Below are 21,541 nucleotides of genomic sequence, written 5' to 3'. Positions count from 1 at the left end.
GGGAAAACACCTTGTGTGCCTCGGTCGATTCAATGCCAGGAAGGGGTGGCCTGACAAGCAACAGACCGGAATGCCCGCCGGCAGTTCAGCGGGATTTTCCGAATGATATCAATTTGATGCTTCGGTGGCGTGGAGGCCGCTGAAAATCGTTTATTGCGCGCCGAAAACCCCCGTCCAGTAGATCCCCGCATCGCTCTTGGGGTCCATCGCATACGCGGCGCCCAGCTCACGGAATTGCGGGTTCATCAGGTTGGCGCAATGGCCCGGGCTGGCCAGCCAGCCGTCGACTACCTTGCGTGGGGTGTCCAGGCCGGCGGCGATGTTCTCGCCGATGTTCTTGGCGATATACCCGGCCAGTTCGGCGCGGTCTCCGGGGGTGCGGCCGTCGTGGTCGAGGTGGTCGAAGAAGTTACCGTTGGCCATGTTGCGTGTGTGACTGTTGGCGGCGTTGGCCAGGTCGTCGTTCCACGACAGCGGGGTGGTGGCGGTAAAGGCCTGGGTGCCGCATTGGCGCGGCTGTTCGCGGGCGGCGTTGATCAGGCCGAGCAGTTGCTTGCCTTCGGTCTGCCAATCGCCCAGGCCGCTGGACAGCAGCGGGCGGGCGAGCACGATGCGCCAGTCCTGGCCGCTGTTGCTCACGCCGATGTCGACAAATTGCGGGTCAAGCACCACGCGGCAGAAGCTTTCGCGTACGGCTTTCATCGCCGCTTGCGCATCCTTGGGGCCCGACAGACTGATGGCCTGCACGTTGACCATCGGGTAGGCCGCACGGGCCAGGGCCTGCTGCAGGTCGCCAACGTTGGTGGCGGGCAGCACCAGCCGTGTGTCGCTGGCCAGTGGTGGCAGTTCCTGGGAACCCTGGTTACCGCAGCGTTGTACCTGGCTGCGGTATTGATTGATTTGTTGGACTAACTGGCTTTCTTCATTCGCCATCGCGCTGGCGCAGAACACCGTACTGGCGGCCAGCGTCGTAAGACCCATCATCAATGACAGAACGCGCATGGACGTTACCCTTGAGCTTGAAAGTGCCCATGATGCGCGATGTAGGTGCGTCCATGCACCCGTTGGTCCGAACTTTTTTCCTCAGTTCTTGAATGCCGAGTGTTTGCGACCCTGGTCGCACAAGGCGAACACCACCACCAGCAAGGCCGAAACCGCGAGGATTATCACAACGCCATCAGTGGAATGGGTGGCCGAGGCCGCGACCATCGACAGCGCGCCTAATGGCGCCAGGCCACCGGCGATGGCCGTGCCGATTTCACGCCCGGTGCCGAAGCCCGAAGAGCGGGTCTGGGTCGGGAACTGACGGCTCAGGAACGAGCCCTGCGGCGCAAACATCATCGGCGCCAGGATGCCGGTGCCCACGCCAATGGCGAGGTAGATCATCAGGCTTTCGCCACTGTTGAGCAGGGCCAGGAACGGGTAGGCGAACAGCAGAGAGCACACCCCGCCGAGCATCAGCACGGTCTTGCTGCTCCACTTGTCGCACAGCCAGCCAAAGCAGGGCACGGCGACGATGGCGATCAGGCTGGCGATGGTCACCGACAACGAGGTGACGTGCACGTCCACGCCTTTGAACTGGGTGAGGTAGGCCAGGGAAAAGGTCTTGAAGATGTAGCTCAGGGCGTTGTAGCCAATGGCCACGAAGAACACCACCGCCAGGCCCTTCAGGTCGTTCTTGAACAAGGCCTTGAGTGGCGACGCCTTGGCTTTGCTTTCGGCCTTGCTCAGCTCATTGAATTGCGGGGTTTCCGGGATGCTGTTGCGCACCCACAGGCCCACGCCCACCAGCACGATGCTGCACACAAACGGGATACGCCAGCCGCCGGCCAGCAGGAACTCGTTGCCGTTGATGGTCAGCAGGTACACCGTGAGCGAGGACAGCAGCAGGCCCAGGTTCAGGCCCAGCGCCGGCCAGGCACCCTGGCTGCCGCGTTTGTTTTGGGAGGCATGTTCATAGGACGTCACTGCCGCGCCAGACAACTCGGCACCCGCGCCCAGGCCCTGGATGATGCGGATAAACACCAGCACGATCGGCGCCCAGATGCCGATGGAAGCGTAGCTGGGGATCAGGCCGATCAGCGTGGTGCACACGCCCATCAGGCAGAAGGTCAGCACCAGCACTTGCTTGCGGCCGAACTTGTCGCCCAGGTAGCCGAACAGGATGCCGCCGAACGGGCGTGCGATAAAGCCGATGGCGAAGGTGGAAAAGGCCATCAGCGTGGCAGTCTTCGGGTCACTGTTATCGAAGAATATCTTCGAAAACACAATCGCCGCCATGGTGGCGTAGAGGTAAAAGTCGTACCACTCCAGCATCGAGCCAAAGATGGTCGCGGCGGCGACTTTGCGCAGGCGCTTGCGGGTTTGCTCGGGTGTTTCAGTGCTGGGGATGGAGGCGGGAGCCGTCATGCGTTACTTCCTTCTGAGTCTTTATAGTTATTGTCAAATGGACGTTTGGTGCCGGGTGTTACGTGGGGGTGAACAGGCGGTCGGCGATCATCGCGCCGATGGGCATGGCTGACGTGGCGGCCGGCGAGGGCGCGTTGCACACGTGCAGCATTCGCGAGGTCTGGGCGAACAAAAAATCGTGTACCAGGCTGCCGTCGCGCATCACTGCCTGGGCGCGGATGCCCGCTTCATAGGGCAGCAGGTCGTCGAGGGTCAGCGATGGGCAGTACTTGCGGCACTGCTCCAGGTAGCCCGACTTGAACAGCGAATTTTTCATCTCGGTGGTGCCCGAGCCGAGGTTCTGCCAGATGGTTTTCCAGAACCCCGGGAAGCTGGCGTACTGCGCCACATCGCGCCAGTTCACCGAAAACTTGCGGTAATTCTCACGGCCCAGGCCCAGCACGGCATTCGGGCCGACGGTGACGCTGCCGTCGATCATGCGCGTGAGGTGAACGCCAAGGAATGGCAGCTCCGGGTCGGGAATCGGGTAGATCAGGTGGTTGACGATGTTGTTTTTTTCCGGCGGCAGGCGGAAGTATTCGCCCCGGAACGGGATGATCTGGTGGTCGATCTTCACCCCGGCCAGCGTCGCCAACCGGTCCGACTGCAAGCCTGCACACACCACCAGGTGGCGCGCCTGCCAGGTTTCGCTGCGGGTGCTGATGGTGACCTTGTCGGTGTCTTCGCGGATCGCGGTCACGGTGCGGTCCAGGCAGATCTGGCCACAGCGACGGCGGATCACCTCGGCCATGGTCTCGCACACCTCGCGGTAGTCGACGATGCCGGTGGCGTCGAGAAACAGCCCGCCCAGGCCGACGATGTTCGGTTCACGCTGGCGCAGCTGGTCGGCATCCAGGCGCTCGACCTTCATGCCGTTGAGCTGAGACCGCGCATACAGCGCTTCCATACGTTGCATTTCCAGCGGGTTGGACGCCACCAGCAGCTTGCCGCACACCTCGAACTTGATGCCGTGTTCGGTGCAGAACTGTTTGGTTTGCTCGGCGCCGCGCTTGCACAGGTCGGCCTTCAGGCTGCCGGGTGCGTAGTAGATGCCGGCGTGGATCACACCGCTGTTGTGGCCGGTCTGGTGCTTGGCCAGCACCGACTCTTTTTCCAGGATCACCAGGGACGCGCCGGGCTTGCGTTTGAGCAGTTCCATGGCGGTGGCCAAGCCGACGATGCCGCCGCCGATGATGCAATAGTCGTGGATCATTACGCGGAGTCTCTAAGGTTGCACATTTCGGTCTGCTTATCAGGTTGTCAGACTAATGTTTTTGTTAAAAAAAGGGCGTGTCCAGGGACACGCTACTTAAAGCAATCAATGGGTGGCGGGCAGCTCCAGGCTCAGGCGGCGCGCGGCAGCTCGCAGGTGAGCCTCTGCACTCGCGGCGGCGCGTGAGGCGTCACCGTCGGCGATGGCTTGATAAAGCGCTTGGTGTTCCTGAGTGGCATCGGCCGAGCCGATCACAAAGCGAGATGCGGAGTTTTCCCAGGCGGTCTTGCGCGCACTGGCCAGTTGGCTGCGCAGGAAGTCGTGGAAGGCCACGAAGTAGTCATTCTTGCTGGCGTCGGCGATGGCGCGGTGGAACTCGACGTCGGCGATGGCGGCGGCTTCGAAGTTGTCGCGGTTGTCCTGCATGGCCTGCAGGGCGCTTTTCATGCGCTGCAGGTCGGCGTCATCGCGGCGCTGGGCGGCAATCAAGGCGGCCTGGGTTTCGATCCACAGGCGCACTTCGAACATCTGCGCCAGGTCGGGGCGGCGGCCGTCGGCCTGGGGGAAGCGGAACACCGTACCGGCCGGCGTCTGCGAAATGAACGAGCCCAGGCCCCGGCGCGCGGTGATCACGCCATCGGCCTTGAGCTGGGCAATCGCCTCGCGCACCACGGAACGGCTGACATTGAGTTGTTCAGCCAGTTGCTGTTCGGTGGGCATGCGCGACTCGGGCGGCAGCTGGCCGGAGTCGATTTCTGCGCGGATGGCACTGACAACCCGGACGACGAGCGAATCGGGGCGTTGGAGCTCAAGCATGGGACTGCCTTGGTGATCAGGTTGTCAGACAATAGTCGTTACGATTTTAACTTGTCAATATTTGTGTCGTATCCCCGCCGCCAACAGGATCAGGCCAAGCGCCACGCCAAAGGTGACGTGCAGGCCGTAGGCGACTGATTGCGGCAGCGCACGAGTAACGTCCGGTGTAGCCCAGGCAAACACCGCGCCGAGGGCCGACGCGCCGAAGATCAGGCCGAGGTTGCGTGACAGGTTCAACAGGCCCGAGACCTTGCCACGGCGTGAGGCCTGCACATCGCTCATCACCGCGGTGTTGTTGGCGGCCTGGAACAAGCTGTAACCGGCGGTCAGCAACACCAGCGAACCCAGATAGGCCGGTAGCCCGCTGACCAGAGACAGCAGCAGGGCGCCGAGGGCCATGACGCCTAGCCCCGCGAGGGTCATGCGTTGGCTGCCCAGGCGGTCCACCAGACGGCCGGCGGGCACACCGGTCAGCGCGGCCACACAAGGCCCGACCGCCATGGCCAGGCCCATCCAGGCGGGATCGAGCCCCAGCCCCCGAGACAGATAAAACGGCCCCACCACAAAGGTGGTCATGATCACGGCGGCCACCAGCGCACTGATCACCAGGCCGACGCGCAGGGCAGGATTGTTCAGCGGTGACCAGAAGCGTTCGTCCGTGGGCCGATGCTCCGGCTGCCGGTCAACCGGCAGGTAGTAATAGGCGAGGGCAGCGGCCAGCAGACCCAAGGGCACGCCCACCAGGAACAACGCTCGCCAACCCCACAGGCTGAGCAGCATCCCGCCCACGCTAGGCCCCATCGCGGTCCCCACGGCCGACATCGTGCCGAGCAAGCCCATCACCCGTCCGGTGCGTTCCTTGGTCACGGTGTCGCCGACCATCGCGAGGGTCATTGCCATCATCACCGCCGCGCCGAGGCCCTGCAGGACGCGCGCCGCCACCAGCCATGGCAGGGACGGCGCCAACCCACACAGCCCGCACGCCACGGCGAACAACAACAAGCCGGCGAGCAACAAACGCCGACGGCCCAGGCGATCGCCCAGGCTGCCGGCGCTGACGATCACCGCGGTGATCGCCAGCAAATACGCCAGCACTACCGATTGAACGGCGTGAAACGATGCATCAAATATTTGAGCCAGCGCCGGCAACCCGACGTTGGCAATGCTGGTGCCCAAGGCGGCCAGCAACATGGACAGGGACAGGCTGACAAGGGCGCCTCGTGAAGCAGTGTGCATGGGTAAATCCTTGAGTGAACACGACTGTCACAACTCTATGGCGTGGCCTAACATGGCGGAAGACGCCGGGTATGCAGTTAATACCTGCATGAAACGCCTGATGAGGAGCCGTGATGCCCGACCTTAATTTGTTGATCACCCTGGACGTGTTGCTCGCCGAAGGCAGCGTCGCCCGCGCCGCAGAGCGCCTGCGCTTGAGCCCGTCGGCGATGAGTCGGGCGCTGGCACGCCTGCGTGAGACCACCGGCGATCCGCTGCTGGTGCGCGCGGGTCGCGGCCTGGTGCCGACGCCCCGGGCGATGGCGTTGCGTGAGCAGGTCAGCCGCTTGGTGCAGGAGGCCCAGGCGGTGTTGCGGCCCGCCGAGTCCTTGGACATGGCCCGGGTGGAACGTACGTTCACCCTGCGCACCAGCGAAGAGTTCGTCGAAAACTTCGGCCCGGCATTGCTCGCGCGCATCGCCCGGGAGGCGCCTGGCGTGCGCCTGCGCTTCGTCACTAAAACCGACAAGGACACCGCCTTGCTGCGCGATGGCAGCGTCGACCTGGAGACCGGTGTGGTCGACGCCAGTGCCAACCCCGAGGTGCTGACCCAGGCGCTGTTTCGTGATCGCTTGATCGGTGTAGTGCGCAGCGGGCATCCGCTCAGCCGGGGGACTGTCAGCATTCGGCGCTATGCCGAAGGGCAACACGTGTACGTCTCCCGCCGTGGCCAAGCGCGAGGGCAGATTGATGATTTGCTTGAGTCCCAAGGCATGCCGCGACAGATCATTACCATCGTGGCCGGGTTCTCCACCGCCATCGCACTGGCACGGGACACCGACCTGATCGCCAGCGTGCCCGAGCGCTACACCGTCCACCAGCGCGAGGGCCTGCACAGCTTCGAGTTGCCATTGGCTTTACCGGCCTTCACCGTGGCGATGCTCTGGCACCCGCGCCTGGACGCGGACCTGGCCCATCGCTGGTTGCGCGGATGTTTACGTGAGGTGTGCGGGCTGCAACAGGTACAATCGCCGCTGTCTTGACGCGAAATTCCCAGGAACCTGCATGTTCAGCCTTACCCGTTACACCACCCCGTGCCCCGAGCCTGTCAACGGTCAGATCCTGCAGATGGTGGTGGACAACCTCACCGACATCAGCAGCGTGGCGCTGCCGCCGAGCAACTTGCTGTACAACATCTACCAATATGCGATCGGTTTTGAGGTGCACCTGTACCTGGAGGCACTGGGCGGAGCCAAGGGCATTGCGGTCGAGTTGATCGTTGCCACCGACGCGAAAGACCCGGAACAGGTCATCGGCTTTGTGCTGTACCTGCCGGTCAAGGACGATCCCGAGGCGTGTGGCATTGCGTTCATGGCGGTGCAGGCCGGTAAGCGGCGCCAAGGCGTGGCGCGGGCGATGCTGCAGGACGTGCTGGCGCACTACCCCCACGCCGAACTGGCCTGTGCGGTGGAGAAGGTGCCGGCGTTCGAGGCCATGGGCTTTCAAGTGCGCGGCGCGCGGGGCACCCAGGTGCTGATGAACACGCGGGATTACGCAACGGATGGCCTGATGGGCGTGCTGGATGTGGCGTCGATCTACAGCTCATTGGAAGTGCGGCAGATTCACACCTACTTGCTGCAAAAGCACGGCAAGCGCGCAATGGTGGATGCCGAGAAACAGCGTGACCGCCACCTCGACCAGCTCACGCACAAAGCCCAACGCTTCGTACAAAACCTGTAGGAGCCGGCTTGCCGGCGATGGCGCCCTCAAATTCGCTATCGCCCGCAAGCGGGCTCCTACAGGGGCGGGGTTTGCTTATGGCTTGGCCAGGTTCCAGTTGCCGCCAACGCCGTCACCGGTGATGTCGCCCGGCTTGCTGTCCTTGACCCAGGTGTACAGCGCCTGGCCCTTGTAGGCCCATTGCTTGCTGCCGTCGTCACGGGTGATCACGGTGTAGCCGTCGGCATCCTTGGCGGCGGCCGAAGCGGTGAACGCCGGCCAGTTGGCCAGGCACTGGCCGCTGCAGGCCGACTTGCCGGCGCTGTCTTTGGCGAAGGTGTAAAGCGTCATGCCTTTGCTGTCCACCAACACTTTGCCTTTGGCGCTGTCGGCGATTTTGGCAGGGGCGGCGAAGGCCATGGACGAAGCACAGGCAATCAGGATGGCAGCAGCAAGGGAGCGTTTGTTCAGCATGTCGAACTCCTGGGTCTTTTCTGGTTTGGGTACTGGCCATGTGCTGTATTCACACGCCGTACTCAGGTAAACACCCGCCGCGCCGCTTTATTCCTCGCACGTGAATAATTATTTAACCGCGCGCACGATTGACCATCGCCAGGATCGTCGCCAGTAACTCCTGTTGCGCCTCTTCACGGCTGATCTCGCCACTGGCCGCCGCGTGGGACAATGCTTCCGCCGCCCCGAGCATGGCGCGCAGGCCCGCCTGTGACACGCTGCCAGCCGCCGCGAACGGCGACAGCGCGTCGCGACACTTGGCCAGGAAAATCGCCTCGTACTCGCGCTTGAGGGTTTCCAGTTCCGGCGAACTGCTCAGCGCCGCGATCACCCCGGGAATCTCCCGCCCTTGCAGCAACACGCAATCGACATAGGACGAGGCGATCACCCAGGCGCGGTCATCCAGGGTGGCCGCGCTGGCTTCGATGGCATCGCTGAACACCTGGTTCTGGCGCCCGTCGAAATCTTCATAGAGCGCCGCCAGCAGGCCCGCACGGGTAACAAAATGGTCGTAGACCACCGGCTTGGTCACACCCGCCAGTTCGGCCAGGCGGCCCAGGGTCAGGGCTTCGGTGCCTTCGTCGCGCACCAGCTGCCAGGCCACATCCAACAGTTGGCGCAGGCGATCTTCACGGGACAGGCGACGGCGTGGGGCAGGGGATTCACTGCTTGACATGCTTATATACCAAAAGTAACTTAATCGGCGTAACTTACTAATCGTAGCTTAAGCCGAAAGGGAGCCACTGTCATGCATGCACTTATCGTTGTCGCTCATCACGACCCGCAATCCCTCACCCACAGCCTGGCCGCACATGTCGCCACGGGGCTCGCGGCCGCAGGCCACACCTACGAAATCGCCGACCTGGCCGCCGAAGGCTTCGATCCACGTTACAGCGCCGCAGACCACCTCGTGCACCGCACCCGCGCCACACCGCCCGCCGACGTGCTCGCCGAACAGGCGCGTATCGACCGCGCCGATGCGCTGGTGCTGGCCTTCCCGATTTATTGGTGGTCGATGCCGGCATTGCTCAAGGGCTGGGTCGACCGCGTGTTCGTTAATGGCTGGGCCATCGATTACGGCCCGGACACCCCGGTGGTGAAAAAACTGCGGCACTTGCAGGTGCACCTGCTGGCGCTGGGCGCCGCCGATGCAAGCGCGTTTGAACGCCACGGTTATGCCAAGGCCATGGGCACCCAGATCGACTACGGGATATTCGATTACTGCGGCGCGCAGGTGGTGACGTCCGAATTGTTGCTGGAGTCGGAAAGCGGCAGTGCCCAGGTTCATCTGCACAAGGCCAAGTCCATCGGCATGAACCTGTTTGAAACGCAGGCGGTGGCGGGCTGAGTCAACCTTCGCGAAACAGGTCGTGGGCATCGAGCAGGCGGTAGGCGATTTCCGGGCGCTTCTCCATGCCACGGCGAATCGCGGCCGGGATCGATTGTCTAGTTTTACGGCACAGCCCCGGCAAGTCGTCGATGACGATCTGGATCCCGCGCATGCTCTTGACCTCGGTGTGGCCTGGCGCGACATGCACGCGGATGCCCAATTGCTGGTACATCAGCTGTTGCATGCGTTCGAGGTCTTGCAGGCTCTTGAGGTCTTCGAGGCGCTCGAGCAGTTTTTTCTCTTCCTGGCGCGTGAGCTGGAGGATGCGCTGGTCGGTGCCGGGCGCCTCCAACAGCTGTTCGCGCTGGCAGTCGCAGGCGCCGGGTGGGCAGGGTTGGCGAATGTTCATGTGCAATGCCTCCCCCTTCCAGCGCCTGGTGCTCAGTAGCTCAGTTGAACCCCAAGACTGCCCAGGGCCTTCCAGTACTCAGGATAGGTCTTGGCCACGCAGTCCGGGTCCTGGATGCGGATGCCCGCCACCTTCAGGCCCGCCAGCGCAAAGCACATCGCGATGCGGTGGTCGGCGTGGGTGTCGATCAGCGCGTTGCAGGCGGTGCCGGCCAGTGCCGGGTCGCTGGCCACAATCAGGTCGTCGCCTTCGATGGTCGCGAGGCCCGGGCGGATTTCGTTGAGGCCGTCATGCAGCGCTTGCACGCGGTCGCATTCCTTCACGCGCAAGTTGGCCAATTCGGTGAAGCGCACCGGGGTGTTGTTGAACGCCGCCAGCACCGCGAGGGTCGGGATGGCGTCCTGCATTTGCGAACCGACCACCGTGGCCTGCATGTTCGGGAACTGGGCGATCACGGCCTGGGCCTTGGCGTCCGGCTGGGTGAAGTCCTGGGCGGCCACGCCGATGTCGATGCGGCCAGCGGTCAGCACTTCGGCGGCCCACAGGTAGGTGGCAGCGGAGGCGTCCGGTTCGATCAGGTAGTCATGGGCGGTGTAGCCGGTAGGCGCGACGCGCCAGGTGGTGTCGTTGACGGCTTCCACTTGGGCACCGAAGGCGCGCATGCAGTCCAGGGTGAGGTCCACGTAGCCACGGGCGCCGATGTCCTTGCCGGTCAATGCCACTTCAATCGGCGCTTCGCCGCACGCCGCGAGCATCAGCAGGGCCGACACGTATTGGCTGGACAAACCGCCGTCGATTTCAAACCGCTTGGCCTGCACCTTGCCCACGCCATGCACGGTGACCGGTGGGCAGCCGGTGGGGCTGTCAACCTTGATGCCGTTCTGGCCGAGGGTGGCCAGCAGGGGACCGATCGGGCGTTTTTGCATGTAGTCGTCGCCGTCCAGCACCACGGTGCCTTCAACGGTGGCCACGGCGGCGGTCAGAAAGCGCATGGCGGTGCCGGCGTTGCCGAGGAACAGGGGCTGGGTGGGCAGTTGCAGTTTGCCGGAGCCGGTGACGACGAAAGTGGTGTCGTCGGGTTCGTCGATGGTCACGCCCATTTGGCGCAGGGCCACGGACATGTGGCGGGTGTCGTCGCTTTTGAGGGCGCCGCTCAGGCGGCTGGTGCCTTTGGCGAGGGCGGCCAGCAGGAGGGCGCGGTTGGTGATGGATTTGGAGCCGGGGGGCGCGACCTTGCCATTGAGGGGGAAGTTGGGCGGTGTAACGGTCACGGTTTTTTGCGAACTCAAGGTACAGGGCTCCTGATCAAGGCAAGGTGGCACGGAGTGGCCGACGGGCGGACCCGAATAATCGGGTATAGATGCGGTGCTTGTCGAGCGCGGGGTAACGGCCACCGGTATTTTCTGGTTGTGCATCAATCCACCTGTGGGAGCTGGCTTGCCTGCGATGGCGGCCTCACGGTGTACATATCCATTTCTTTGGTAACGGCGGCTATTGGTTCCGCTCTTACAGCGGCTCACTTTTGATGGAGCGCAAAAGTAAGCAAAACGCTCTTGCCCCAACACTCGGCACCTCGCCTAGGCTCGGTGTGCCCGTAATCCGACAGGTATTTGGGGGGCCGCCGCCACGCGCCATCCATGGCGCGGGGCGGCTAAACCGGCATCCCTGCCGGTTTACCCCCCAAATCCCTGTCGAATTCCGGCCAGCGTGTTTGACGGGGCGCCTAAGATCAAAAGCAGACGCGGCGGCCTTAGAGCCGACCGGTAGCGTTTGCCGACCGCATTCCCCTGTAGGAGCCGGCTTGCCGGCGATGCAGGCGCCTCGGTCTCAGGCGGTTACCGTTTTACCAACCAATAATCATGCAGCGCCCGTGCAGCCGGTTCGATTTGGCTGACGCGTTGTTGGTGCGCCTGTACATCCAGGTCGGCGGGCAGTTCGAAGTTGTCTTGTTCGGCGCACCAGGAGATTTTTTCCAGCTCTGCAGCCTGGGCGGCTGGCAGTTCCGGCCAGTTGCCGATGGCGGCACCGCGGATGTAGCCGAAGCACCATTCTTCGGCGAGGGTCACGGTGTGGCCCTGGTGGTCGGTTTCGTCGAAGCGGGCCTTGAAGCCGCTGGCGTCGGTGGCCAGTTGTTCGGCCAGGGTGTTGAGGTGGCGCACGCACAGTTCGAGGAAGCGTTGCGCTTCGTCCATGCTTTCCCAATCGGGGTTTTGTCCGCCCCAGATCGCCGGGAACCACTCGGCCACGTCCACCTGGGCCGGGCTGGACACCAGGGCGGTGAAGTAGCCGTCGAGTTCGGCCAGGTTCAGCACGGAGTGGTCGTCGCCGTATTTGAGCAGGGTGTCTTCGATGAATTCGAATTCGGCCGGGGTGAGGGGGTGGGCGTGCATGGGCATTTCCTTTAAACGTCGAGCGCCGCAGGTGGGGCGGCTTAAAGCGCGAAGGATGGTACTTAGGACGGTTTTTTTCCAGTACTTTCCAGGCGCAAGCACAGCTTGCTCACGCACATCGAGCCCACCACTGCGAGGATGATGGGCACCAGGAAGTCATGCTCGATACGGGTGAATTCCGCCACCAGCACAATCGCCGTCAGCGGCATGCTCATGCTGGACGCCAGAAAAGCCGCCGCACCGATGATCGCAAACGCCCCCAGGGGGACGCCCGGCCACGCCAGGCTCCAGGCGCCACCAAGGATGATCGCCAGCAGTGCGCCGTTGGCCAGGCCCGGCGTCAATAGCCCGCCTTCGGCGCCGGCGCGCAGGCTGCTGGTGGTGATCAGCACCTTGACCAGCAACAGCAACGCGGCCAGGCCGATGCTCAGTTCATTGTCGAACCCCAGTTGTGCCGGGCCTTTGCCATTGCCGAGTATTTGCGGCAGCCACATCGCCAACACGCCGATGACCGTGAAGTTGATCACTGACAACACCGGCAGGCGCCAGCCTCGTGCGGCATTCGCCCGTGCGCGGCCGGTGAGCCGGGTGAAACCGTAAGCTGCCAACCCGAACACTGGCCCGCACACCACCGCCCAGGCGATCAAGGCCGGGCTCAGCACAAAGTGCGGCACCACATATTGGGATTCGGCACCCAACCCGATCCACGCCACCGAGGCGGCAATCGCAGAGGTCGCCAGGGCAATCACCGCCGCCGGCCAACTGAACACGCCCACCAGCACTTCCAGCACGAACACCGCGCCGCCCAACGGCACGTTGTACACCGCCGCCAGGCCTGCGCCGGCGCCGCAGGCGACGATCAGGCGATGCATCGGCGGGGCGAGTCGCGCCCGCTGCGATAACCAGGTGGCGGCCAAGGCCCCGACTTCCCGTGGCGCCACTTCACGGCCCTGGGGCGAGCCGAGGGCCACGGTGATGATTTGCAGCACGGCGTGGGCGAGGGTGGTCTTGGGCGGCATGATCGGCATCTTCTCCGACACCGCCTGCTTGATGCTCACCAGCGGCCGGCCGTAGCGATAAATCAGCCACCAGCCGAACCCGGCCACCAGGCCACACACCACCAGCACCAGCAAGCGCCGTTCGGGGGCGGCCGCGGTCACGCCGAGCAGGAAAGTTTCGTGGCTGACCAGGCTGTCGAGGCTGTAGCCGTAGGCCAGGTGTTGAATACCGTGCAGCAGCAACGCCAGGAGCATGCCGCCAAGCCCCGCGCCGATGCCGGTCAGCACGACCACCAGGGCCAGTATCAACGATGAGCGAAACGTGGACGGCATACACAACTCCAGACAATGGCCCTGATTGTATAGCCGATAAATCGCCTGCCCTGGGTGAAATGTATCGCCGCTGCATGAAGCGCCGCGCCACAACATTTCATTACCTTTGCCAGTCCCGGTTTTGGCCGATGCGCCGTCCTGCACCCTTGGTATAGTTCGGGCCTTACTACTCGCCAGTCAGGGATCACTGCCATGTCCGAATACCAAGCTTTCGTCGTCGAACTCACCGGCAACGTTGCCCATGTGCAGATCAACCGCCCGGAAAAGATCAACGCGATGAACGCCGCGTTCTGGACCGAAATCATCGACATCTTCCAGTGGGTCGAAGACACCGACGCCGTGCGCGCCGTGGTGCTCAGCGGGGCCGGCAAGCATTTTTCGTCTGGCATCGACCTGATGATGCTGGCTTCGGTGGCCAATGAATTCGGCAAGGACGTGGGCCGCAACGCACGCCTGCTGCGCCGCAAGATCCTTGAGCTGCAAGCCTCGTTCAATGCTGTCGACAACTGCCGCAAGCCGGTGCTGGCGGCCGTGCAGGGCTACTGCATCGGCGGTGCGATCGACCTGATCAGCGCCTGCGACATGCGCTACGCCGCCGAGGGCGCGCAGTTCTCCATCAAGGAAATCGACATCGGCATGGCCGCCGACGTCGGCACCCTGCAACGTTTGCCGCGCATCATCGGCGACGGCATGTTGCGCGAGCTGGCCTACACCGGTCGCCAGTTCGGTGCCGAGGAAGCGCGCAGCATCGGCCTGGTCAATCGCGTCTATCCCGATCAGGAAAGCCTGTTGGCCGGGGTGATGGAAATTGCCCATGAAATCGCCGCCAAGTCGCCGATTGCCGTGGCTGGCACCAAGGCCATGATCAGCTACATGCGTGACCACACAGTCAATGATGGTCTGGAATACGTTGCCACCTGGAACTCGGCTATGTTGCAATCCAACGACCTGCGCGTGGCCATCGCGGCCCACATGAGTAAGCAGAAACCCGAATTCGTGGATTGACTGACATGACCCCAGGCTGGATTACCACAACACTTCTGGACAACGACACCCCTGGCGGCTGGGCCGTCGCCCGCAGCCGCGACGGCTTCTTGCATGACGCCAACGGCCCGCTGTTCCCCCGGGAATGGCTCAAGCGCCAGGACCTGGCGGTGTTTGCCGAACACGGTATCGGCCACCTCGACGGCGAGCCGGTCTACCTGCTGGAGCTGGACGCCGCCGCCGAGGTGGAAGGTTGCAGCTGGCAGGGCCTGCGCGCGTTCATGCTGCAAGGCGACCACACGCTGTACAAAGTGTTGGGTTACGCCGCGCAGATCGGCACCTGGGCGCGCGAACACCGTTTTTGTGGCAGTTGCGGCCAGGCCATGGTCCAGGTGCCCCGCGAGCGTGCGATGCATTGCCAGGCCTGCGACCTGCGCAGCTACCCACGCATTTCGCCGAGCATGATTGTGCTGGTGACCCGTGGCGATGAGATCCTGTTGGCCCGTTCGCCACGCTTTGTCACGGGTGTGTACAGCACGCTGGCGGGGTTTGCCGAGCCGGGGGAGTCGGCCGAAGACTGCCTGATCCGCGAGGTGCGCGAAGAGGTGCAGGTGGAGGTCAAAAACATCCAGTACATGGGCAGCCAGTGCTGGCCGTTCCCGCACTCGATGATGCTGGGCTTCCATGCCGAATACGCCGGTGGCGACATCGTGCCCCAGGCCGACGAGATCGAAGACGCGCAGTGGTTCAACATCCACGACCTGCCGCCGTTGCCGGCGTCACGTTCGATTGCGCGCTACCTGATCGACCTCTACCTGGCCCGTCGCTTAGGCCACGCTGAACCAGTGCTGCCAGGCTAGGCGTACTGTCAGGCCGAGGACCACGGTGATGAACACCGGGCGAATGAATTTGGCGCCGCCGCTGATTGCGCTGCGGGCGCCAAAGAACGCGCCGCACATCACCGAAACGCCCATTGCCAGGCCGACGATCCAGTCCACCGAACCATTGATGATGAACACCGTCAGCGCGCCCGCGTTGCTGACGAAGTTCATGCTGCGCGCCACGCCGCTGGCTTTCACCAGGTCGATGGGGTGCAGCAGCATGGTGCTCACGGTCCAGAACGCCCCGGTGCCTGGGCCGGCCACGCCGTCGTAGAAGCCCAGGCCGAAACCCTGGGTGGATTGCCATTTCTTCTTGATCGGCGCATCGGCGTCCAGCGGCGCCTTGGGCGTGCCGCCGAACAGCAGGTACACGCCACAGGCGAACACAATCACCGGCAGCATTTTGTTCAGGGTTTCGGCGGGCAGGTAGTGGGCGACCACGGCGCCGCTCAATGCGCCGATCAATGTGCCGACGATGGCATGCACCCACTGGCGTGGGTGGAACAGCTTGCGGCGGTAAAAGGTGAAACTGGCGGTGGCCGAGCCGAAGGTGGAGCTGAGCTTGTTGGTGCCCAGCACCAGGTGCGGTGGCATGCCGGCCGTGAGCAGGGCCGGTGTGGTCAGCAGACCGCCGCCGCCCGCGATGGCGTCGATGAAACCGGCGATAAAGGCGACAAGCGCCAGGATGGCGAGGGTGGTGAGGTCAACGCTGAGTTCGAAGGGCATGGGCAGGGCTTATTCTTGGCAGGGTGCGCAGCGAAGGGGCTGCGCCAAAGGCCTGCATCTTACCTGCCGGAGGTAGGTAGTTCCAATGTGGGAGCTGGCTTGCCTGCGATGACGGTGGACCTGCTACCGATAGGTTGACTGACCCACCGCTATCGCAGGCAAGCCAGCTCCCACATTCTTACGGTGCCCGCTTAGGACCTGTGTGTTTCGATCCACTCAAGCGCCGTACGCCACACACAAATCCCCAGGAAATACGCCGACATCAGCGACCACAACCCAAACGTCCACGGGTTGGTGTTCGGGTAGTCCACCACCATCAGGAAGCTGCACAGCAGCCAGATCGTGGTGACGGCGATATTGATTGGCATGAAGCGCTTGACCCGGAACGGGTGCAGGAACTTCATCGGCGTCACGGTCAGCAGTGCCAGGCCGATCACCGTGAGCAAGGTGACCCAGGCCTCCGGCTGGATGATGTACACGCACAGCGCCACCACGTTCCACGCCGCCGGGAAGCCGACAAAGTAGTTGTCCTTGCTCTTCATGTTCACGTTGCAGAAACAGAACAGCGACGACACCAAAATCACCGACACCGTGAACAGATGGGTGAAGTCCGGCAGGTCGATGTAGCGGTAGATGAACAGCGCCGGGATGAACACGTAGGTCAGGTAGTCGATCACCAGGTCCAGCACCGAGCCGTCGAAGCTCGGCAACACGGTGCTGACATTGACCCGGCGTGCCAGGGAACCGTCGACGCCATCGACCACCAGCGCCAGGCCCAGCCACAGCAGGCAGGCCTTGGGCGAGTTTTCCAGCAGCGCCAGGGTGGCCAGAAAGGCCAGCACCACACCGGTGGCGGTGAAGCCGTGGGCGCCCCAGGCTTTGAGTCTGGCTACATGCAGGGTCGATATCACGGGCGGTTCTCCAAAAGGTGAAACGGGGCAGCCGACAACGTAACGCCGTCGAGTCTGGCCGGGGAATGCAGGTATCGACCGGGAAGGGGGGGATAAGGTTCACCGCCCCGGTGTATCACTTAGCGTAGCAAGCGTAGGACGATTCGGCATCAGCCCTGGCGGAACACCAAGGCCTTCAAGCCACTTTGCGCGTCAATATCAGGAAATTCCGGCGGGTTTTGCAGCCGTTCGATAAAACGCAGGCCCGGCGCTTCGCGGGTCACGCCGTCGATCAGGAAGTCTTCGCCCAGGGCCGGGTCGTTCATGCAGGCCAGTACCGTGCCCTGTGGCGTGAGCAGGTCCGGCAGGCGGCGCAGCACGCGCTGGTAGTCCTTGGTCAGCAGGAAACTGCCTTTCTGGAAGGACGGCGGGTCGATGATCACCAGGTCGTAAGGGCCGTTGTGCGTGACCTTGGCCCAGGACTTGAACAGGTCGTGGCCCAGGAAGCTGACCTGGCTCAGGTCATGACCGTTCAGGCGGTGATTGTCACGGCCACGGCTCAAGGCGCCACGGGCCATGTCCAGGTTCACCACATGCTCGGCGCCACCTTCGATGGCCGCCACGGAGAACCCGCAGGTGTAGGCAAACAGGTTGAGCACGCGCTGGCCCTTGGCCTGTTCGCGCACCCAGTTGCGGCCGTAGCGCATGTCGAGGAACAGCCCGCTATTCTGTTTTTTACCCAGGTCGATCAGGTAACGCAGGCCGCCTTCGGTGATGATCAGCTCTTCGACCGGGTTGCCCACCAGCCATTCGGTGGTGCTTTGCGGCAGGTAGCGGTGTTGCAGGGCCACGGTGTAGTCGGCCAGTTGCGTGTGCAGCAGCTGTTTCAAGTCTTCCAGTGGCTGCGCCTCGGGCTCCTTGAACAACGAGACCAGCACCACGCCTTGCAGCCAGTCCACCGTCAGTTGTTCCAGGCCCGGCCAGCAACGGCCACGGCCGTGGAACAGGCGGCGGGTTTCGTCCGGTGGCGTGGCCAGGGCGGTGACGAGGTGAGCATGCAGGGTGGCGAGTGCGTCTGGGGTCATCGTTGGGCGTCAGTCATTGAGCGGGCGGCATTTTAAACACAGTTGCAGGGTTTCGGGGTGCTTGAGCACAACGTGCTGGAAAAAAGCCGGTTGGCAGTGATTCATGCTCAAAAAGCTGCAAGCTGCGCCTGATAACAGGCAAATAATCCTTTGGCACCGACATAAACTGGAAAAAAAGCCCGGAGGTGCCCATGAACGGTTTCGCGAGTGCAGTCAATCACACAGCAGTGGATCAGGTAGAGCTGGACGAGTGGCGTGACGCCCTGGCGTCCCTGGTGGCCAACGCCGGCCCGGCCCGGGCCCGGCAGATCCTCGACCTGCTGGCCCGTGAAGGCAGCGCCCCGCACATCGACTGGAAACCGCGCCACGGCACGCCGTATATCAATAGCATCAGCGTCGAACAGCAACCGCCATTCCCGGGTGATCTTGCTACCGAAGAGCGCGTGGCGTCGCTGGTACGCTGGAACGCGCTGGCCATGGTGGTGCGCGCCAACCAGGCCTATGGCGAACTGGGCGGCCATATCGCCAGCTACGCCAGTGCGGCGGACTTGTTCGAAGTGGGCTTCAACCACTTCTTCCGCGCGCGCAACGAGGGCTTTGGCGGTGACCTGGTGTTCTATCAGCCGCATTCGGCACCGGGGATTTACGCCCGTGCCTTTCTGGAGGGGCGCCTCAGCGAGCACGACCTGGCCCACTATCGCCAGGAGATCGGCGGCCCCAACCATGGCGCACGGGGCCTGTCCAGCTACCCCCATCCGTGGTTGATGCCCGACTTCTGGCAGTTCCCCACCGGTTCCATGGGCATTGGCCCCATCAGCTCGATATTCCAGGCGCGCTTCATGCGCTACTTGCAGCATCGCCACTTGCAGGACACCACCGACCGCCATGTGTGGGGCGTGTTCGGCGACGGCGAGATGGACGAACCGGAAAGCATGTCGGCCCTGACCCTGGCCGCCCGCGAAGGCCTGGACAACCTGACCTGGGTGGTCAACTGCAACCTGCAGCGCCTCGACGGCCCGGTGCGCGGCAACGGGCGAATCATCGACGAACTGGAAGCGCTGTTCGCCGGCGCCGGCTGGAACGTGATCAAACTGGTCTGGGGCTCGGACTGGGACGCCTTGCTCGCCAAGGATGCCGACGGCTCGCTGGTCACCACCCTGTCCAATACCGTCGACGGCCAATTCCAGACCTTTGCCGCCAAGGACGGCGCCTACAACCGCGAGCACTTCTTTGGCCAAAGCGAGTCCCTGAAGGCGCTGGTGGCAGGCATGAGTGACGAGCAGATCGACCGCCTCAAGCGCGGCGGCCATGACATGGTCAAGATTCACGCGGCTTACCACGCGGCACGCCGGGTCAAGGGCAAGCCCACGGTGATCCTGGCCCAGACCAAGAAGGGCTTCGGCATGGGCGAGGCCGGGCAGGGCAAGATGACCACCCACCAGCAGAAGAAACTCGACCGCGACGCGCTGATCGCCTTCCGCAATCGCTTCCAGTTGCCGCTCAGCGATGAACAGACCGAATCCCTGAGTTTCTTCAAACCGGCTGATGACAGCCTTGAAATGCGTTACCTGCACCAGCGGCGCAATGCGCTGGGCGGCTATGTGCCCAGCCGCAGCCAGGTGGCGGCAACGGTCGCGGTGCCGTCGATAACGGGGTACGCCGGGTTTGCCACGGCGGCCGACGGCAAGGAAATGTCCACCACCATGGCCTTTGTGCGCATGCTCACCAACTTGCTCAAGGACAAGGCCCTGGGCCCGCGCATCGTGCCGATCGTGGCCGATGAAGCGCGCACCTTCGGCATGGCCAACCTGTTCAAGCAGATCGGCATCTATTCCAGCGTGGGCCAGCGCTACGAGCCGGAAGACATCGGCTCGATCCTCAGCTACCGCGAGGCCACTGACGGGCAGATCCTCGAAGAGGGCATCAGCGAGGCCAGCGCCATCAGTTCCTGGGTCGCGGCGGCCACCAGCTATTCGGTGCATGGCCTGCGGATGTTGCCGTTCTACATCTATTACTCGATGTTCGGCTTCCAGCGGGTCGGCGACCTGATCTGGGCCGCCGCCGACCAACGTGCCCGAGGGTTTCTGCTGGGCGCCACGGCCGGGCGCACCACCTTGGGCGGCGAAGGCCTGCAGCATCAGGACGGCAGCAGCCACCTCATGGCGGCGACGGTGCCCAATTGCCGTGCCTACGACCCGGCGTTTGCCGGTGAGTTTGCGGTGATCCTCGACCACGGCATGCGCCAGATGCTGGAGCACGATGTGGACGAGTTCTACTACGTGACCCTGATGAACGAAAACTACCCGCAGCCGAGCCTGCCGGACGGCGTGGAAGCCGCGATCATCAAGGGCATGTACCGCCTTGAGGGCGCCGCCAATGCCCAAGTGCGCCTGCTCGGCTCCGGCACGCTGGTGCGCGAAGCCCAGGCGGCGGCGCAGCTGCTGGCGGACGATTGGCAGGTGACCAGCGAAGTGTTCAGCGTGACCAGCTTCAGCGAACTGGCGCGGGATGCGCGGGAGGTGGAGCGCTGGAATCGGCTGCATCCGCAGGACGCGACGCGGGTGAGTCATGTGAACGCGTGCCTGCCCCAGGGTGCGCCGGTGGTGGCGGTGTCCGACTATGTGCGGGCGGTGCCGCAGATGATTGGTGCGTACGTTGATTCCCGTTACACCGTGCTCGGCACGGACGGCTTTGGACGCAGTGATACACGGGCGGCGTTGCGGGATTTCTTCGAGGTGGACCGCCATCATATCGTGCTGGCGGCACTGACGGCGTTGGTAGAGCAGGGGAGTTTGGCGCGGGAGGTATGCCAACAGGCAATAGAGAAGTACGGCTTGCAATCGGAGCGTGCCGCGTCCTGGATCTCCTGAACAACAGAGATCACCTGTGGGAGCTGGCTTGCCTGCGATAGCGGTGGGTCAGCTACAGATGCATCGGCTGACCCACCGCCATCGCAGGCAAGCCAGCTCCCACATGGGTTTTGTGGTGTTGCTTAGATAGTGGCAATCAGGGCAGGGCCGAAGGCTTCCTTGAGGAAACCTGGGGCGATGTACCGCTCGTAATGCGCCTCCGACAACAGGAAAAACTCCCGGTCAATCGCATCGCGCAAATCCGCCAGGTGCCGCTCGCGAAACTCCGGCAGCAGCGCCAGGCCATAGGCCTCCAGCTTGGAAATCACCCGTGCACCCCGGGCAATCAACTGGTAGGCCCAGCAATACGGCGACTGGTGCGGCACAAAACGGATCTTGCGGCTTTCCAGCTGCTGACGCAGCAGGTGGGCGTCGAACACTTCCAGCTTGCTGGCCATCACCTGCACCAGCAACTGCTCCAGGCGCAACCACACCGCCTGCTTTTCCTCGGCGTTATAGCCGTTCCACTGGATCACCTCATGGTGATAACGCTTGCAGCCTCGGCAGACCAGGTCCCCGTAAACGGTGGAGCACAGGCCGACGCAGGGCGTCTTGATGGTTTGATTGGGCATAAAAACTTTTTAACGAGAGTGAACGCAAACCCTGTAGGAGCGGGGGGGGGGGGGGGGGGGGGGGGGGGGGGGGGGGGGGGGGAGGAGGGGGGGGGGGGGGGGGGGGGGTG

General features: G+C 63.5%; 21 protein-coding genes. 6 read left to right on the top strand and 15 right to left on the bottom strand.

Going from position 1 to position 21,541, the window contains the following annotated elements; genetic code table 11:
- Positions 1-150 precede the first annotated feature (150 nt).
- The 5 genes from AC07OV_RS07130 to AC07OV_RS07110 all read right to left on the bottom strand — a co-directional run bounded on the left by AC07OV_RS07130 (position 151) and on the right by AC07OV_RS07110 (position 5,713).
- Complete coding sequence (locus AC07OV_RS07130) at positions 151-1,002, bottom strand: CAP domain-containing protein (protein WP_176998356.1); 852 nt, start codon at positions 1,000-1,002, stop codon at positions 151-153.
- A gap of 81 nt (positions 1,003-1,083) precedes the next feature.
- Positions 1,084-2,409, bottom strand: a complete 1,326-nt coding sequence (locus tag AC07OV_RS07125; RefSeq protein WP_176998355.1) for an MFS transporter — start codon at positions 2,407-2,409, stop codon at positions 1,084-1,086.
- 58 nt (positions 2,410-2,467) lie between these two features.
- Positions 2,468-3,661, bottom strand: a complete 1,194-nt coding sequence (gene lhgO, locus AC07OV_RS07120; protein WP_495091898.1) for an L-2-hydroxyglutarate oxidase — start codon at positions 3,659-3,661, stop codon at positions 2,468-2,470.
- Between the two features lie 105 nt (positions 3,662-3,766).
- Complete coding sequence (locus AC07OV_RS07115) at positions 3,767-4,477, bottom strand: FadR/GntR family transcriptional regulator (protein WP_495091897.1); 711 nt, start codon at positions 4,475-4,477, stop codon at positions 3,767-3,769.
- A 54-nt stretch (positions 4,478-4,531) separates the two neighbouring features.
- Positions 4,532-5,713 (bottom strand): MFS transporter, encoded by a 1,182-nt coding sequence (locus AC07OV_RS07110; protein ID WP_495091896.1) that lies wholly within the window; start codon positions 5,711-5,713, stop codon positions 4,532-4,534.
- 113 nt (positions 5,714-5,826) lie between these two features.
- On the opposite strand from AC07OV_RS07110, the gene AC07OV_RS07105 reads away from it, so the two are divergent.
- Together AC07OV_RS07105 and AC07OV_RS07100 are read left to right on the top strand one after the other, a co-directional pair.
- Positions 5,827-6,735: a LysR family transcriptional regulator gene (locus AC07OV_RS07105; protein WP_495091895.1), complete on the top strand. Its 909-nt coding sequence runs from the start codon at positions 5,827-5,829 to the stop codon at positions 6,733-6,735.
- A gap of 22 nt (positions 6,736-6,757) precedes the next feature.
- Positions 6,758-7,432, top strand: a complete 675-nt coding sequence (locus AC07OV_RS07100; protein WP_495091894.1) for a GNAT family N-acetyltransferase — start codon at positions 6,758-6,760, stop codon at positions 7,430-7,432.
- A 75-nt stretch (positions 7,433-7,507) separates the two neighbouring features.
- On the opposite strand, the gene AC07OV_RS07095 is transcribed toward AC07OV_RS07100, so the two are convergent.
- Together AC07OV_RS07095 and AC07OV_RS07090 are read right to left on the bottom strand one after the other, a co-directional pair.
- Positions 7,508-7,885, bottom strand: coding sequence for a COG4315 family predicted lipoprotein (locus AC07OV_RS07095; protein ID WP_176998349.1), 378 nt, complete (start codon positions 7,883-7,885; stop codon positions 7,508-7,510).
- Positions 7,886-7,997: 112 nt separating this feature from the next.
- Complete coding sequence (locus tag AC07OV_RS07090) at positions 7,998-8,600, bottom strand: TetR/AcrR family transcriptional regulator (RefSeq protein WP_176998348.1); 603 nt, start codon at positions 8,598-8,600, stop codon at positions 7,998-8,000.
- A 72-nt stretch (positions 8,601-8,672) separates the two neighbouring features.
- Between AC07OV_RS07090 and AC07OV_RS07085 the strand changes: the two genes are divergently transcribed.
- Positions 8,673-9,272 (top strand): NAD(P)H-dependent oxidoreductase, encoded by a 600-nt coding sequence (locus AC07OV_RS07085; protein ID WP_495091893.1) that lies wholly within the window; start codon positions 8,673-8,675, stop codon positions 9,270-9,272.
- Between the two features lies 1 nt (position 9,273).
- On the opposite strand, the gene AC07OV_RS07080 is transcribed toward AC07OV_RS07085, so the two are convergent.
- The 4 genes from AC07OV_RS07080 to AC07OV_RS07065 all read right to left on the bottom strand — a co-directional run bounded on the left by AC07OV_RS07080 (position 9,274) and on the right by AC07OV_RS07065 (position 13,384).
- Entirely contained in the window at positions 9,274-9,663 is a 390-nt protein-coding gene (locus tag AC07OV_RS07080) for a hypothetical protein (protein WP_176998346.1), read from the bottom strand.
- 32 nt (positions 9,664-9,695) lie between these two features.
- The gene (locus AC07OV_RS07075; RefSeq protein WP_494997070.1) at positions 9,696-10,952 is read right to left on the bottom strand and encodes a 3-phosphoshikimate 1-carboxyvinyltransferase; all 1,257 of its coding nucleotides are present in this window, start codon (positions 10,950-10,952) and stop codon (positions 9,696-9,698) included.
- A gap of 546 nt (positions 10,953-11,498) precedes the next feature.
- Positions 11,499-12,053: a UPF0149 family protein gene (locus AC07OV_RS07070; protein ID WP_495091892.1), complete on the bottom strand. Its 555-nt coding sequence runs from the start codon at positions 12,051-12,053 to the stop codon at positions 11,499-11,501.
- A gap of 62 nt (positions 12,054-12,115) precedes the next feature.
- Positions 12,116-13,384, bottom strand: coding sequence for a chloride channel protein (locus AC07OV_RS07065; protein ID WP_495091891.1), 1,269 nt, complete (start codon positions 13,382-13,384; stop codon positions 12,116-12,118).
- Positions 13,385-13,576: 192 nt separating this feature from the next.
- Here AC07OV_RS07065 and AC07OV_RS07060 point away from each other — a divergent pair, with 192 nt between their 5' ends.
- Positions 13,577-14,389, top strand: coding sequence for a crotonase/enoyl-CoA hydratase family protein (locus AC07OV_RS07060; RefSeq protein WP_178923397.1), 813 nt, complete (start codon positions 13,577-13,579; stop codon positions 14,387-14,389).
- Between the two features lie 5 nt (positions 14,390-14,394).
- Positions 14,395-15,228 (top strand): NAD(+) diphosphatase, encoded by an 834-nt coding sequence (nudC, locus tag AC07OV_RS07055; protein WP_494997073.1) that lies wholly within the window; start codon positions 14,395-14,397, stop codon positions 15,226-15,228.
- Here nudC and AC07OV_RS07050 read toward each other — a convergent pair.
- The 3 genes from AC07OV_RS07050 to AC07OV_RS07040 form a co-directional block, all read right to left on the bottom strand.
- Complete coding sequence (locus AC07OV_RS07050; protein WP_178923401.1) at positions 15,196-15,975, bottom strand: TSUP family transporter; 780 nt, start codon at positions 15,973-15,975, stop codon at positions 15,196-15,198. The genes nudC and AC07OV_RS07050 overlap by 33 nt on opposite strands.
- 191 nt (positions 15,976-16,166) lie before the next feature.
- Positions 16,167-16,886, bottom strand: coding sequence for a phosphatidylcholine synthase (pcsA, locus tag AC07OV_RS07045; protein WP_494997074.1), 720 nt, complete (start codon positions 16,884-16,886; stop codon positions 16,167-16,169).
- A gap of 149 nt (positions 16,887-17,035) precedes the next feature.
- Complete coding sequence (locus tag AC07OV_RS07040) at positions 17,036-17,950, bottom strand: class I SAM-dependent methyltransferase (RefSeq protein WP_495091890.1); 915 nt, start codon at positions 17,948-17,950, stop codon at positions 17,036-17,038.
- A 191-nt stretch (positions 17,951-18,141) separates the two neighbouring features.
- Here AC07OV_RS07040 and mdeB point away from each other — a divergent pair, with 191 nt between their 5' ends.
- Positions 18,142-20,820 carry an alpha-ketoglutarate dehydrogenase gene (gene mdeB / locus AC07OV_RS07035; protein WP_495091889.1) on the top strand — a complete coding sequence of 893 codons (2,679 nt, stop codon included), beginning with the start codon at positions 18,142-18,144 and terminating at the stop codon, positions 20,818-20,820.
- Between the two features lie 122 nt (positions 20,821-20,942).
- Here the strand turns inward: mdeB and AC07OV_RS07030 are convergent, their stop codons facing one another.
- Entirely contained in the window at positions 20,943-21,431 is a 489-nt protein-coding gene (locus AC07OV_RS07030) for a DUF1289 domain-containing protein (RefSeq protein ID WP_176997511.1), read from the bottom strand.
- Positions 21,432-21,541: the final 110 nt, after the last annotated feature.

The organism is Pseudomonas sp. GW821-FHT09A09 (assembly GCF_059418405.1).
Note: the sequence above shows the minus strand (reverse complement) of the source record. Positions and strands in the feature narration are given on the sequence as shown.